This window comes from Bacillus sp. 2CMS4F, assembly GCF_023161785.1.
In the GTDB taxonomy this organism is placed as follows: Bacteria; Bacillota; Bacilli; order Bacillales; family Bacillaceae; genus Bacillus; species Bacillus halotolerans.
On the sequence record NZ_JALNTO010000003.1, the window covers coordinates 1 to 15,274 of the forward strand.

The window sequence follows — 15,274 nt, forward strand, 5'->3', positions numbered from 1 at the left end:
GAAACTAAACAGCCAATCACCGATAAGCTATCGGCAATTGGCTGTATAAAAGGTGTTTTGATCCCTGTCTCAAAAACGGGGGTCAGTCCCTAAATGACGGGCTTTTCTTTTATGAATGTACGGCTTGCTTGCGCAAGACGTCTTTTTTCACTTTGCCGAGATTATTTTTCGGAAGTTCCTTTACGAATTCGATTTCAGGAATTTTGTAAGCGGACAAGCGTTCTTTACAGAATGCAATGACATCCGCTTCTGTTATTTCCTGAGTTCCGTTAGTGACGATAAAGGCTTTTGGTTTTTCTCCGTACAGCGGGTCTGGTATCCCGACCACTGCTGTTTCAAGGATGCCCGGGATCTGCTGGATGACTTCTTCCACCTGATCAGGATAGACATTGTCGCCTCCGTAAATAATGACATCCTTGTAGCGTCCGGTGATGAAGATAAAGCCGTCCTCATCCACGTAGCCTGAATCTCCGGTTCTGAACCAGCCGTTTTGCAGCACTTTTGCTGTCGCTTCAGGGTTTTCCTCATAGCCTTTAAATAAGAATGGGCTGTGCACAACGATTTCTCCGATTTCACCTTGCGGCAGCTCTTCTCTCGTCTCAGGATCTTCTACCTTGACTTGAACATCAGCAACGGGTTTACCGGCAGAGGCCGCTTTATCCATTCCCATTTCAGGAACCCATGTGCTGATTCCCCAAGCCTCTGTGCTTCCGTAACCGTGAGCGAGCTGGATGCCGATATCAAGATACCGCTGAATCAGGCTGCTAGGCACTTTTGTTCCGCCTGTCATCAAAATGATGAGCGAGGACAGATCGGTTTGATGTTCTTCCCACGCCTCAAGCAAATATGTGTAAAACACAGGAAGGGCCATAATCGTTTGAATTTTTTCTTCTTCAATGACCTTCAGCATACGAACGGGATCTTGATCCTTTGTAAAAATAAACGTGGTCCCCGCAAACGTTCCAAGCATGATACAAATAAGCGCGCTTGTATGATAAATCGGATGGCACGCAAGAAAACGCAGATTTTTCATTCGTGCGCTTGAGCTATTTGACTTTGATACGTAATTGTATATACCGCCATGGGTGATCATGCATCTTTTCGGGTTTCCTGTTGTCCCTGACGTAAACATCAGAAGCGCTGTATCATCCGGAGAAACCGTTTCTGCTTCCGGCAAATGATCAGGTCCTGCAAAAAGCGCTTCAAACACTGGAGACGTCTCATACGCTGTTCCTGTTTCCATGATCAAACGGACAGAAGACAGCTCAGGCAGCACTTCATCCATTATCTCTTTAAATTCCGTTCCGTAAAACAATGCTTTCGGTTTACTTGCTTTTAAAATGCCTGTCATCTCGTATGGTTTCAGCTGCCAGCTGACGGGCACTACAACGGCCCCGATTTCAAGTGCGGCAAACATAATGGTTGATGCGGGGTGGCCATTTTTGCAAAGCAAAGCCACATGGTCGCCTTTTTGAATTCCTTTTTGAAGCAGAGCATTCGCCAGCTGATTGATCCGTTTGTGATATGCTGCATATGTCAGTGTGTGGGCTCCGCTTTTTACAGCTTCTATTTCTTCGCTATCCGGCATGTCATGCAGAATCAGATGCTGTAATGTTTCCATATTGTCATCTCCTATATTCTCTTGAATCTTCAATAATTTGTTAGATTGTCTTCCTTACCTCACCCATTTTAACCCAAAAAAGATAACTTGTAAAACTATTTCATTTTGGAATTATTCCATTACAGAATGATAAAATAGTCCCGCATTTTTTTATTTTGTGCTGCATCCATACAAAAACACACGCCTTTTTTTGGCGTGTGAATTGGGTGATTACGGGATGTTTTTTTCTTTCATCCATGTGAAAAAGATGCGGTTTAAACGCTGATACAGTTCTCGTTCCCCTTCCTCCTGAAAGCCCGCCATGCTTTCTCCGCTTTCAATAATGGCAGAGCTGATCGCACTCAAAATCTCTGATCCTTCAGCTGATAATGTGGCCGGCGCCATCATGACGAGAATTCTTGTCATATCGAGGGTATTTCCGTCCATGCCATTGACTTCAAAAGATGTGCTGAGGTCATACATTTTGAAAAAAGGCAGGACGATATGATCATTTTTGAGATGATAAAGCGCCATGTTTGTACCCGGTATGCCCAATCCCCCTTGTTTTTCGCGTTCTGCAAGGCAATCCGCCGCTTTTTTCGGATCTCGGATGAGGCCATCCTTTTTCAGCTGTTGAAAAAGCTCAAACAGCAGCATGCCGTGATCCGGCTTTGTTTTCATTTCAGTGAGTGAAAAATGGCGCAAGACGTCTTGAATCACCGCCATATATCGTCCCACGCTTTCCGCCGCTGCCAGCATGTCAGGGATGTCGGCTTGCCGCGTTTCTTCCTTCGGGCTTCTTTTTTTCTCAAGAATGAGCGGGATTTTCCGCTTGATATACTGCTTTACCTGGTTTGCGTCTTCCTCATTTAAAAGCGGGCTGACCATAATATAGTCGATGTTTTGATAAGGGATCGGCACAGTGGAGACAATCATATCATAGGCATGAGTGTCGCGGTCCTTCAGCTCGATCAGTGATGACATATCAAACGATTCAATTTCAGGCAGCTCTTTCTTCAATCTCGAAGCAAGCATTTTCGAAGAACCGATTCCGCTTGAGCAGACAACAAGCGCTTTCACTTTTGCTTCTTCTTTTTTGATTTCAAGCGCTGAACCGAAGTGAAGAACGATAAAGGCGATTTCATCATCAGAAAAGGACATGTCCGGGAAAAATTTTTCCACGCCCTCTTCTATCGCCATATACAGCAGAAAATAATCGCGCTTGATCTGTTCCTTCATTGGATTATAGATGTCGATGTTTTCTTTCATGCGGCTGATGGCCGGCTCCAAATGGGCAATCAAGCCTTCATATAAAGAGTAGTTTTTCGTCAGATCCATTCTGATTTTTTCTGAAATAAAAGCGATCAGCCGTTTTGTTTGCAGGGCTGTTTCAAGCTCTATTTCCTGCGCTCTGTATTCTGTTTTGTATTTGCGGTTGGCGCTTCGCAGGTGGATCGTAATATAGCCGACCTCCGCTTCCGGGATCGTCACGCCGAAAGCACGTTCAAGCTCGCCCGCGATTTCCAGAGCTGAGCTGTATTCTTTAGCACTCTTGAGTTCATCAAGCTCGCTCTCTTCCATGCTGATCGTCTCACCCAGTTTAATGCGTTCGATCGCAAACGTCAGATGAACGACAAGCGCTATATAGGAGCTGTCAGATAGAGAAAATGCGATTTTTTCTTTCAGCTGGAATAAAATCCGCTCCATTTTTAACAGCTCGCCTTTGCTGACAACCCCGAACATCTTCTCGGAGGAATCGGCTTTTCCTTTAATGTTTAATTCAACCGCTTCCAAAAACATTTGGATATCGAGGCGGTTCACAATCAGATTGCCGACAATTTTTCGTTTCGCGTTCTCCGGCCCCATGAGCTGGATGCCAAAGCCTCTTTTTCGGATCAGTGTTAACCCGAACGGAGAAATCCATTTCTCCAGCTCATCTAAATCGTAGCTGACCGTAGCATTGGTGACCTGCAGATCATGAGCGAGCGTGTACAGTTTCACCGGTTCTTGGGACTCTAATAGCGAACAGAGAATCAGCAGTTTTCGTTCGTCGGCGCTGTATTCATGCTGTTCATGTGACAGCTCGGTGAGCAGCTTTTGTTTATCTTCGGGACTTCCTACCGCCTTCAAGCCTTTGCCGGGCTGTTTATCGAGCTTGAGCCCCACAGTCTCCATCAGCGGCTTGATTGATTTCAGCTCCCTGTGAATGGTTCTGGTGCTCACTTCCATCAGCTCAGCCAGCTCCGTTACGGTTACATATCGGTTCAGTAATAATAAATGCTTTAAAAGCTTTTGTTCTCTTGCAGTCATATACATAAAAAGGCCTCCAGACATTCGTGATGTGCGGATGAAGTCGCATGGAGATATAGGAAGAGGAAAAAAAGAGGTTTTCTTTATTAATATAAAACGCTTTCAAACAGGATTCAATCACTTATAAATGGGAATTTGGCACTAATCGGTGTGACAATATTGAAAAAGCATCAGCCGTTATGCTGATGCTTTTTCTTTATGGTATATCGTGGCCTTGTACGGCTGTATAAATACGGAACCACTGATCCTGATCAAGCTTATACGCCAAGGCGTTTACCGCGGCGGAAATACGCTCGCGTTTTCCGCTTCCGACAATCGGCATGATGCCGGCCGGATGCGTGAACAGCCATGCGTACATCACCTCGTCCAATGAGGCAGCACCGATTTCAGCCTGAACAGTTTCAAGCGCCGTGCGAATGCGCCGGTCTTTTTCCGTGTTTCCGGCGAATACTTTACCGCCTGCAAGCGGCGACCAGGCCATCGGGGAAATCCGTTTTTCCTGACACAGGTTCAATGTGCCGTCCTGAATATTTTCTAATTCATATGCGGATAGCTCAATCTGATTGGTGACAAGCTTTTCAGGCAGATACGATTCCAGCATCCGATATTGATGGCCTTTAAAGTTCGACACACCGAAATATCTGACCTTCCCGGAGCTTTTCAGCGCATGAAACGCCTCAGCCACTCCTTCCGGGTCCATGAGCGGGTCCGGTCTGTGAATCAGCAGCACATCGATATAATCCGTTCTGAGATTCAAAAGCGACTGTTCAACAGACGCGAGAATGTGTGTTTTGCTTGTATTATAATGGTGCGATCTGTGAGCAGGGCGCTCAGGTGATTCAAGAACGATGCCGCATTTTGTGACCAGTTCTATGTTTTCCCTTAATCCGGGTGAAAGAGCAAGAGCATTTCCAAACCCTTTTTCGCACGTGTAGCCCCCGTAAATATCCGCATGATCAAAGGTGGTGATGCCTTGATCGACACACCACTCAATGAGACTGAGCAGCTCAGCGTCTGAATAGTTCCATTCATTCAGACGCCAAAGCCCGTGTATCACTCTTGAAAATTGAAGATCCTCCGCCAAATGAATACGCTGCATGCAAAATCCCTCTTTTCTTTATAAACCGGGTTTTTGCCCCTTACTAGATCATTCGGCCTCAGACGCCCTTTTTCCTTTCACTCCCGTTAAAAAGGTTTTATTTCGATTGAAATTGCTTTTTTGCTTTTTCGACTACGTAGTGACTGCCGCCGTGATCTTGAACATTTTGAATCATCATCGCGACAAGCAGGTCTTTGTTTTTATAGTCATAGCCGACGAACCAGCCATTTTCGGTGCCGTCTTTATCATCTTTTGATTTTTTCAGCTCGGCTGTTCCCGTTTTTCCAGCCACAGTGATTCCTTTTACGACAGGCTGATACGCTGACCCGCGCTCATCTTCGACTACGCCTTTCAATCCTTTTGTAATATCGGCGGCTCCTTCTTTCGTGAGCACTTGTTTGTGCCAGACATCAGCGGTTTGTGAGTCTTTCTTGATAAGCGTCGGTTTCACGAGGTCTCCATTATCGACAAATGGCGTGTAAGCTGCCGCTAGGTGAAGCGGAGACATTTGCATTTGTCCCTGTCCGTACCCTGTATCCGCAAGCAAAATGTCTGAGTCAAGCTTGTCGTTTGCGATTGACGATTGCTGGACTGGGAATTCAAATGGAATATCCTCTGCAAACCCAAATGTTTTCATGCCTTTTGTAAAGGTGTCCGCTCCCATATCAAGCGCGTTTTGCGCAAAGTAAATATTGTCTGACGTGATCAGGGCATGTTCCAAATCCACTTGCTCTAGGCTGTCAGACACACGTGTAACAGAGTAGCCGCCCCAGCTTGAATCTTTCTGCCACTGTTTCCCTTTGATTGTTTTCTTCTCTGCGGCTTTAAGCGTGCCGTTTTTCAGGCCGATAGCAGCAGCGATCGGTTTAATCGTGGATCCTGGTGCATATGTTTTGTTGAATTTCGCAGAAAACGGATTGTTTTTGTCTTCGTTTAGTTTTTTCCATTCTTTATCGCTCCATCCGAAGATAAATCCGTTTGGATCGTAAGAAGGCGCGCTGACAAGAGCCAGTGTTTCACCTGTCTGCGGCTGCAGTGCGACTGCCGCCCCGCTGTCATCCTTCAGCTCGTCATAAAGATTTGTTTGCGTTTTGATATCAATTGTGAGATGTAGATCCTCACCGTCTTTCGCTTTCGTTTCAGCGATGACTTCGCCGGTTTGCGGAACGTAGATTTTCCATCCTGTTTTGCCTCTGAGCTTGTCTTCATACACATTTTCAAGACCTGCGATTCCGATGTTTGACGTATCGCTGTATGTTCCGTCTTTCTTTTTCTTCAGTTCTTCCGCCGTAATCGCGCGAACGTAGCCTGTCAGATGGGCTGTTTTTTCGCCATACGGATAATAGCGCGAGCTGACATTTGTTCTTGTGACGCCTTTTAATGCCGTCACTTCAGACACTAACTTTTCTTCGTCCGGTTTTACTTTTTTGACCGGCACGAATGAATCATCTTTGACCCAGCTTTGTTTCAGCTTCTGGTTGATGTCATCTTCAGTTACATCCAGTTTTTTCGCGAGCTCTTTTATGACTTTCTCTTTTTTATCGCCAAGTTCTCCGGGAATAATTCCGATTTCCGGAACATCTGTGTTGACGGCTAAGCCTTTCCCGTTTTTATCGTAGATTTGGCCGCGTTTCGGTTCAATGCTGGCGATTTGAACGGTTTTGTCATCAGCCAGCTGCTTGAAAATAAACGATGGGTCCCAATCTATATTCCATGACTCCTCGTCATCTGTTTTTTCTTTTTTCAGCACAGCGGTATTTTTAAAGCTGACTTTGCCCGCATTTGTGTCCATGCTGACTTTGTATGGGATGTGCTTCATCGTTTTATTGTCTTTATCATCCTCGTCCACTTTTCCCGCAGTGACTTTCAGATTTTTTACGCCTGCCTGCTCATAGATGGTTTTATATCTGCTGACGAAATCCTTTTTGGAGATTTCTTTTTTTACATCTTTGGTCAGGCTTTGATACATGTCATCGAATTGCTGATCGTTCCACTGTTTTACGAATGCTTCCATCCGGTCCTCTGGTGAATCTGTTTTGGAGCATCCGATTAATCCGATCAGCCCGATACATAGAAATAATAGTAGAATACACTTTTTACACATGACTTTCCCCTGCCTTCCACTTGTTATTTTCTCTTAAATGAATTAGTACGTGCAAGATTTTTTTGAAAATGAAGGAAAAGGTTCATCGTTTTTGCAGAAATCTCCTTTCGTTTCCTGTAAACTATTTGAAAAGAGGAAAGAAGGGATCACATGGTCAGAGAAGCAGCTATGCTTCATATTAAAGAGGGGCTTGAACAAGAATTTGAGGACGCGTTCCGGCTGGCGGCGCCGATCATTGCCGGAATGAAGGGCTATATCACACATTCTTTATCAAAATGTATGGAAGAAACACATAAGTACCTGCTGCTCGTAGAGTGGGAAACGCTTGAGGACCACACTGAAGGCTTTCGCGGGTCTTCCGAGTACAAAGAGTGGAAAGCCTTGCTGCATCGGTTCTATACGCCGTTCCCGACGGTTGAGCATTTTCTGGATGTATCATAGATTTATATCATATAAAGCGTAAAACCGATGAGAGAAACAGACCAAACGAAAACGGCAGTATAGATGTTAAATGCTCCTGAGCTGTCGTTTTCTTTTTTGCGTTCTTCAAGCCCCTGAATAAACATGACAGCGCCCAGGAAAACGAGCATGACAGATTGGATAACAGAGGTGTGTTCCGTATAGTTAAAAGCGATAAGCGCCAGTATGATAATGATAACCGCAAAAGACATTTTAAAAATGCGAAACAAAAGGACCATCCTTCCTTATATACGAAATATTGAGCGTTATGCCTATATTTGCCTTTGCCCTCCATTATTCTAGCGCACTTTTTTTGTATATAGAACATGAGACGGGGAAATTTAAGTTTCTTTTAATATTTGAATTCATATAAAAAACGCGCCAGTGATCAGGCGCGTTTTCTATGAAACTGATAATTCTCGATAACCTATTCCTCGGAGCACTTCGGCCATTGCCTGATAGCCATTGCTATTCGGATGGACACCGTCGAAAGACAGGTATTCCTGCTCTTTCCCTTTAAAGACACTGTAAACGTCAGCGATTTTAACATGAGGTGCTGTTGCCAGCGTTTTCAAATGCGAATTAAATGAAGTAATCCATTGATCAGCAATGCCAATGTCGGGAAACGGGTTGTATAAATTAAAAACACGGATGGCGTAAGGTGATGGATCTGACCCTTTGATATTGGCGATTTGGGCAATCATCTTTTCAAAATTCTCATGACAATGCGCGGACGCACGGCTGAAAATCGTTTCATCCTGAGAAGATTGATAGGATAATACAGATTCAATGAGATCATTTCCGCACCCTGTGATCGTAATCATATCAGCGGCTTGAATTTGTTTTTGCACATAGGGATATGACAGGAGCCCGAGGATTTCCTCTGTATCAAGACCGGATTTGGCGAAAACCGATACGGCTGTTTTTGATTTCAGATCGGCTGCCATCATGTCTCTGAAGCGCTGGACAAATCCTGCAGAAAACAGCCCAGAGCCTCTCCCCGTCGTTAAAGAATCTCCGAGCGCTGTATACTGAAGCACCATGATCTTTCCTCCACTCATGAACGTCGATACGTTAATGTACGCAGCAGAGAAAAGATCGGCTACTTATGGATACCCTATTTTTCTGGAAATCTGCAAAGCGGCTTGTTTTACCCTTTCCGTTAAATACGGCAGCCTGTCTTCTGTAAATCTCGCTTCAAACCCTGCAATACTGATGCCGGCCGCCACCTGGTGATGATGGTTAAAAATCGGCGCGCCAATAGCGGCCGTATAGTTTTCGAGTTCTGAATAGCTGACGGTATAGCCGTTTTGCACCGAGGTCTCAATCGCCTCAAGAAGCTTTGACGGATCTGTAATGGTCCCTGAACCGATCGGAATGAGCTCTGTCTGTTTGATGTACGCTTCAATTTCTTCACGGGGCAGAAAGGACAAAATGCTCCGGGCACATGCCCCGGCATACAGAGGAGAACGCCGGCCGATTGCAGTGTACAGGCGAACGGTCTGTGTCCCTTCAATCTTCTCCACGTAGATCGCTTCATTTCCGTCCCTCATGATCAAATGAACGGCTTCATCTACTTCACGGCAAAGCTCTTCCATCACAGGCTTGGCTATTTTTCTGATATCGAGTCTGTCCGCGACAAGCTGTCCGAATTCCAAAAACACCAGTCCAAGCGTATAAACGCCGGATGGGTCTCGATTGAGGAACCCCATTTCTTCCAGTGAGCTGACCATTCGGTGAACAGAGGTTTTCGGCATTCCTGACAGGGAAACGAGTTCGCTTAAAGTCAGGCTTGGTTCATGCAAAAACAAATTGAGCAGCGCCATAGATTTCACTACGGTTTTGTTTTTATTCTGCATCATTCCATCCCCTTTGTTATGTCAGCCATTCCATTTTCATTCTTGTTTTCAGTTCTTTGAGATGCGCTTCCCGTTCAATGAAAAGCGCTTCCGCTTCCTGAAGGGATACAGGCTCAAATTGGACGTGCTCACCCGGCATGATTTGCGAGGCAATCGGAAGATCAGCTGAAATGATGTGAGCGATCCTCGGATAACCTCCCGTCGTCTGCCGGTCTGCAAGCAGGATAATCGGATTGCCGTCAGGCGGCACCTGAACTGTTCCAAATGTCACCGCCTCTGACACCATCTCAAGCGGCGCCTTCAATTCAAGCGGTTCCCCTTTGAGCCTGTAGCCCATACGATCGGACTGCGGAGTGACACGAAACGTTTCTTCGTAAAACCGCGTTTGCGATTCTTCTGTGAAAAAAGAGAATTGTTTTCCTTCCAGCACTCGGATCACCGGATTCTTTTTTAACGGCAGAAATCTGTATCGGCTGACTGACCAGTTCGGCGCCGCAAACCCTCGCTGGCCAAGGTGTTGGCTCAAGCGGGAGACGATGGTTTTCGAAAGAGATGACATCTCTCCGATCGGCAGTTCATCTTCCTTCTGAAGCGCTCTTCCGCGAAATCCGCCGATGCCCGCTCTGACATACGTGCTTTTGCTTTCCATCACAGCAGGTACATTGAAGCCGCCGGCTGTCGCCAAATAAGCGCGGCTGCCGAGTTTGCAGGGGCCGAAGGTGACCGTGCTGTTTCCCTTAACGAGTACAGGTTTCCAAAGAGGCGCTTCCTCATCATTCACACGCAGGGTAAAGTCCGCTCCTGTTACGGCAATCAGCATTGGTTCTGACACATAAAGCGACGGGCCGGGACCCATCAGCGTAATTTCAAGGCCGGCTTCTTTTTCGCTGTTTCCGATCAGCAGATTGGCAATTCGAAGCGACACCGTGTCCATGGCGCCGCTAGCCAGCACGCCGTATTTTTGATACCCCGTTCTGCCTATATCCTGAACCGTTGTGAGCAGTCCGGGCTTTAACACTTTCATGCTCAATTGGACTCCTCCTTATAGGCGTGATAGTCATCCTCTGAGATGCGGACAAATGTAACCATATCTCCTGCTCTTAATAACGTTGGCGGGTTTTCCTGCGGCCGGAATAGAGCCAGCGGCGTTTTGCCGATCAGCTGCCAGCCGCCCGGTGTCGAAATCGGATAAACGCCTGTTTGCAGTCCCGCAATTCCGACTGAACCGGCGGGAATCGATGGTCTTGGCGATGATTTCCTTGGAGCTGCAATGCGTTTGGACATCCCGCCTAGGAAAGGAAACCCCGGTGCAAAGCCCAGCATATACACCACATATTCGCCGCCTGTATGAATCTCAATGACTTCTTCGGGTGTGAGATGATTGATCTTCGCCACCTCTTCTAAATCAGGCCCGAAATCACCGCCATAGCAGACGGGAATTTCAACGACGCGGCGGCTGCTTTCATAATCAGCCGTTAATTCTCCGAGCCGCTCATGAACATCGCGTTTCACCTTCTCAAAAGGCGAGCTGATGCCTTGAGGCAAATGCTTATACACTTCATACATATCATAAAATACGGTAAGACTCGTAAAAGCCGGGATACATTCAATGAATCCCGGAAACGGCTGTTCTTCTATATAAGCGGCAGCGGCATGGACAAGACCGTTTACTTGCTCGCTTATTTCTTCTCCAAATCGGATCATCATTGCAGAATCACCGAGCTGTTCGATTTGTAATCGTTCAGTCATCTTTCTCACCTCGTTTATTTCTCGTTCATCAAGAGGACGAGAGGTTACAGCACCGCAAGCGACTCGTCTCGAATATCTGTGATGAGCATATGCCCCGGCGCATGTGTGATGACCATTTCAGGTTTTACATTCATAGTCACAGCTTGCGGAGTTACCCCGCATGCCCAAAATAGAGGAACCTCGCCTTCACGAACAGAAACGGCATCTCCGAAATCTGGATTGCTCAAATCCTGTATGCCGATCGCTTTTGGATTGCCGATATGAATCGGTCCTCCGTGCACAGCCGGAAAACGCGAGGTCACCTGTGCGGCGCGTACAGCGAGCCGTTCAGGAACCGGTCTCATACTGACAACCAACTGTCCATGAAACGGCCCCGCCGGAACACAATCTATATTCGTTTTGTACATTGGAACGTTCGTCCCCTCGTCGATATGTCTGACGGGTATTCCATTATTGATCAGCGCTTGTTCAAAAGAGAAACTGCATCCGATCAGAAAGCCGACAAAATCGTCCTCCCAATATGGCGTAATATCAGATACCTCATCTGTCAAAACACCGTGCCTGTATACACGGTATTTTGGAAAATCCGTTCTGATATCCGCATCTGGCGCTGCAAGCGACGGCACAGGCGAACCGGATTCCGTCACATCCAGCACCGGACAGGGTTTTGGATTCCGCTGGCAAAACAGCAGAAAGTCAAATGCCAGATCTTTTTTCAAAATCACAAGGTTCGCTTGAGCATAGCCGCCGGACATTCCGGCGGTCGGCCCGTTTATTTTCCCCTCTCGTATAAGCGCGCGTACATCTCTTGGCGCCATCTTGTTCAAATGATCCACTCTTATCAGCTCCACAATTGAGGAAGTTGTGTAAATAACGTGTAGACGCCCATAATCGCCATGACGATGACAACCAGTGCACCTGAGCCTGTCAGCCAAAGCGGATGCTTATAATCACCGACAATGTTTTTCTTATATGCGGCAATAAGCAGCGTTCCAAGCGCAATCGGCAGAATCAAACCGTTCAGAGATCCGACAAGCACAAGAATTTTCGCCGGCTGGCCGATAGTGACGAAAGCTAATGTAGAAACGACAATAAATCCGATAATAATGCCGCGTGAATTCTTTTCAATTTTTGGAGAAAAGGTTTTAAAAAATGAAACAGATGTATAAGCGGCCCCGATAACAGACGTAATGGCCGCTGACCACATGATCAATCCGAAGATTTTATAACCGACATTTCCCGCTGCCAGCTGGAACACAGAGGCCGCCGGGTTGCTTTCGTCAATGTGCAGGCCTTTTGAAACAACGCCGAGCACAGCTAAGAAAAGGGCGATCCGCATGATGGATGTAATTAAAATGCCGATAACTGAGCTTTTTGTCACCTGGGGGATGGATTCCTTGCCTTTAATCCCTGCATCAAGCAAACGATGTCCGCCGGCAAATGTGATATATCCCCCGACGGTTCCGCCAACTAATGTGACAATTGCAAATATACTGATATGTTCAGGGACAAACGTGTTAGCCACAGCCTGTCCGACCGGCGGCGCTGTGGTGACCGCAACAAAGACAGTTAAAATAATCATGACAAAACCCGCGATTTGCGTAAAACGGTCCATCGCTTTTCCTGCTTCCTTAATGACAAAAATCAGAATGGCGATGACGGCGCTGATTAAGGCGCCTGTTTCTGGTGTAATGCCGAACAAGACTTGAAGTCCGAGCCCAGCCCCTCCGATATTCCCGATATTAAAGGCAAGTCCGCCAAGCACGACGAGAATTGCGATAAAATATCCCAGTCCGGGAAGCACCATATTCGCAATCTCCTGACCCCTTTTTCCTGAGACCGCAATGATGCGCCATACGTTGGTTTGAGCGAAGATATCCAAAATAATAGAAATTAAAATAACAAAACCGAAGCTTGCTGCGAGTGTGTTTGTGAATGTTGCGGTTTGTGTCAGGAATCCCGGGCCGATTGCTGATGTCGCCATTAAGAAGGCGGCCCCCATCAGCAATGACCAGCTGCCCGTTTTTTTCCCTGCTGTTTTTTTCTGCTGCTCCATCTATTTTCCTCCTTCTGATTACTTCTGCGCTGAAATAGCAGTCACTTCGATTCCGGCCGCTTTAAGCTCTTTTCGTATTTTTTGCGCAAACGTCAGCGCATGGGCACCGTCTCCGTGAATGCAAACCGTATCTGCTTTTAAGGACACATCATGCCCTTGCTGGGATTTGACCGCTCCCTCTTTTACCATTTTGATCACCTGGCTGACAGCGGCATCGTCGCTTTCAATCAGCGCATCAGGCTGAGAACGCGGTGTCAGTGTGCCGTCCGCTTGGTATGTTCTGTCGGCGAACACTTCACTTGCTGTTTGAAGCCCGATCCGTTCTCCTGCTTTTACAAGCTCGCTCTCAGCAAGGCCGAAAAGAATCAGTCCTGGATCGACCTTGTAGACAGCTTTTGCAATGGCGTCCGATAGCTTCTGATCGACTGCGGCCATATTGTACAAAGCGCCGTGCGGCTTGACGTGCTGCATGTGAAGTCCTTCCGCTTTTAAAAACCCTGACAAGGCGCCAATTTGATAAACCACAAGATCATATGCTTCCTCTGGAGAAATCGCTATATTTCGGCGGCCGAAGCCGAGCAAATCCGGTAGTCCCGGGTGAGCGCCGATTTTCACGCCTTTTTCAGCAGCAAGGGCAACTGTTTTCCGCATGACACTTGGATCCCCTGCATGAAATCCGCATGCGACATTCGCTGAAGTGACAAACGCTAAAATATCTTGATCAAGACCTATCGTATAGGCTCCGAAGCTTTCCCCTAAATCACAATTTAAATCAACTTGAAACACAGAATCCCTCCTGCCAAGCAAACGATTGCTTTATGTATTTTATTGTTCCGAAATTCGGAACGACTATTCCGAATTTTTGAACTTTATTTCATTATATTCAATCATATCAGTTTGTGAAATAACTTTGTTAGAAAACCTACCATGGTCCTAGAAGAAAATCTCCCTGATAAAAAAAGAAAAGAGTCCTTATCTCAGGACTCTTTTCTTATAGTACCCAATGGCGTATCGCTTTAGCGACGCCATCTTCTATATTTGTATCAGTGATCCAATCAGCCGTTTCCTTCACGACGTCTTGAGCATTGCCCATCGCTACGCCCAGCCCGGCTTCTTTGATCATCGCGATATCATTCAGGCTGTCGCCCATCGCCATGACATTTTCCATCGTAAAGCCGAGTTTTTCAGAAACCTTCGCAAGGGCTGCGGCTTTGTTGATGCCGAGCGCGTTGACCTCGATGTTTGTCGGGCTTGAGTTTGTGATTTCGAGCTCTTTATTTTTTCTGAGCTCTGCCAGCACTTCGTTTCGGATGTCGTCATCCTCTATGTCAAATCCGAATTTGAGCCATTCATGATCAGTGATGTTTTCCGGGAACTCGCCTCTCCACACTTTGTTAACAGTTGAAGCCCAGAAATTAGTGTTGTGCTTATTCCGCAAATCCCACATCATTTTGATGTGATCCGTGTGGAGCAGCTTGCGTTCCACTAAATTAAAATTCGAATCCCAGATTTCACTTCCGTTAGCCGTGATTAAAAAAGACGACAGCTTCAGCGACTCAGCCAGCTCCCGGCACGTCATCAGCGTCCGGCCCGTACTGATGACCACGTAAACGCCTTTATCCTCCGCCTCACGAATCGCGTTGCGGTTTTCGTCTGAAATCAGCTGCTCGTCATTCAGCAGTGTTCCGTCCATATCAATAGCAATCAGCTTGATATTCACATCTTCTCTTTGAACAGACATATATGTACCTCTCTTTATCTTTTAGTTGTTCTGATTCTATTCTAATACATTATACCCAGCGGAACAAAACAGCCATTTCACATGTTTCAAGTGGAGACATTAGAGGAAAACAAATGGTGAGGTGATAAAAACATGAAAGAAAGAAAACAGCAGAACCGCCCAAATGAAAACCCCGAACATAATGACTTGACCGATCCGATACCGAATGAAGAGCTGAAGGAAAACATGAATGATGAAAAACAAAAGCGGCAGCAACGAGATGACTCACAAAGCGAACGGGATTACGATACGAAATAA

General features: G+C 46.3%; 15 protein-coding genes. 2 read left to right on the forward strand and 13 right to left on the reverse strand.

Going from position 1 to position 15,274, the window contains the following annotated elements; genetic code table 11:
- Positions 1-109: 109 nt before the first annotated feature.
- The 4 genes from MTN95_RS06835 to MTN95_RS06850 form a co-directional block, all read right to left on the reverse strand.
- Complete coding sequence (locus MTN95_RS06835) at positions 110-1,621, reverse strand: class I adenylate-forming enzyme family protein (RefSeq protein ID WP_105991486.1); 1,512 nt, start codon at positions 1,619-1,621, stop codon at positions 110-112.
- A gap of 210 nt (positions 1,622-1,831) precedes the next feature.
- Positions 1,832-3,916, reverse strand: coding sequence for a BglG family transcription antiterminator (locus MTN95_RS06840; protein ID WP_105955187.1), 2,085 nt, complete (start codon positions 3,914-3,916; stop codon positions 1,832-1,834).
- Between the two features lie 190 nt (positions 3,917-4,106).
- On the reverse strand, positions 4,107-5,009 hold the full coding sequence (locus MTN95_RS06845) for an aldo/keto reductase (protein WP_095714100.1): 903 nt from the start codon (positions 5,007-5,009) through the stop codon (positions 4,107-4,109).
- Positions 5,010-5,106: 97 nt separating this feature from the next.
- Positions 5,107-7,113, reverse strand: coding sequence for a penicillin-binding transpeptidase domain-containing protein (locus MTN95_RS06850; protein ID WP_227598991.1), 2,007 nt, complete (start codon positions 7,111-7,113; stop codon positions 5,107-5,109).
- Positions 7,114-7,263: 150 nt separating this feature from the next.
- On the opposite strand from MTN95_RS06850, the gene MTN95_RS06855 reads away from it, so the two are divergent.
- Positions 7,264-7,554, forward strand: coding sequence for an antibiotic biosynthesis monooxygenase family protein (locus MTN95_RS06855; protein WP_024120249.1), 291 nt, complete (start codon positions 7,264-7,266; stop codon positions 7,552-7,554).
- Between the two features lie 2 nt (positions 7,555-7,556).
- Here the strand turns inward: MTN95_RS06855 and MTN95_RS06860 are convergent, their stop codons facing one another.
- The 9 genes from MTN95_RS06860 to MTN95_RS06900 form a co-directional block, all read right to left on the reverse strand.
- Positions 7,557-7,802, reverse strand: coding sequence for a YczI family protein (locus MTN95_RS06860; RefSeq protein ID WP_010333057.1), 246 nt, complete (start codon positions 7,800-7,802; stop codon positions 7,557-7,559).
- Positions 7,803-7,973: 171 nt separating this feature from the next.
- Positions 7,974-8,615: a spore germination lipase LipC gene (gene lipC / locus MTN95_RS06865; protein WP_248337478.1), complete on the reverse strand. Its 642-nt coding sequence runs from the start codon at positions 8,613-8,615 to the stop codon at positions 7,974-7,976.
- 63 nt (positions 8,616-8,678) lie between these two features.
- On the reverse strand, positions 8,679-9,431 hold the full coding sequence (locus MTN95_RS06870) for an IclR family transcriptional regulator (protein ID WP_248337691.1): 753 nt from the start codon (positions 9,429-9,431) through the stop codon (positions 8,679-8,681).
- A gap of 16 nt (positions 9,432-9,447) precedes the next feature.
- A complete protein-coding gene (locus MTN95_RS06875) occupies positions 9,448-10,455 on the reverse strand; it encodes a 5-oxoprolinase subunit C family protein (RefSeq protein ID WP_105955233.1) in 1,008 nt (335 codons plus the stop codon).
- Between the two features lie 2 nt (positions 10,456-10,457).
- Positions 10,458-11,180 carry a 5-oxoprolinase subunit PxpB gene (gene pxpB, locus MTN95_RS06880; protein WP_248337480.1) on the reverse strand — a complete coding sequence of 241 codons (723 nt, stop codon included), beginning with the start codon at positions 11,178-11,180 and terminating at the stop codon, positions 10,458-10,460.
- Between the two features lie 44 nt (positions 11,181-11,224).
- A complete protein-coding gene (locus MTN95_RS06885; RefSeq protein ID WP_312842972.1) occupies positions 11,225-12,016 on the reverse strand; it encodes a putative hydro-lyase in 792 nt (263 codons plus the stop codon).
- A gap of 5 nt (positions 12,017-12,021) precedes the next feature.
- Positions 12,022-13,236, reverse strand: a complete 1,215-nt coding sequence (locus MTN95_RS06890; RefSeq protein WP_095714098.1) for an NRAMP family divalent metal transporter — start codon at positions 13,234-13,236, stop codon at positions 12,022-12,024.
- Positions 13,237-13,254: 18 nt separating this feature from the next.
- Positions 13,255-14,022 carry a 5-oxoprolinase subunit PpxA gene (gene pxpA / locus MTN95_RS06895; protein ID WP_105991491.1) on the reverse strand — a complete coding sequence of 256 codons (768 nt, stop codon included), beginning with the start codon at positions 14,020-14,022 and terminating at the stop codon, positions 13,255-13,257.
- Positions 14,023-14,227: 205 nt separating this feature from the next.
- Complete coding sequence (locus MTN95_RS06900) at positions 14,228-14,977, reverse strand: Cof-type HAD-IIB family hydrolase (protein WP_024120241.1); 750 nt, start codon at positions 14,975-14,977, stop codon at positions 14,228-14,230.
- A 132-nt stretch (positions 14,978-15,109) separates the two neighbouring features.
- Here MTN95_RS06900 and MTN95_RS06905 point away from each other — a divergent pair, with 132 nt between their 5' ends.
- Positions 15,110-15,274: a hypothetical protein gene (locus tag MTN95_RS06905; protein ID WP_024120240.1), complete on the forward strand. Its 165-nt coding sequence runs from the start codon at positions 15,110-15,112 to the stop codon at positions 15,272-15,274.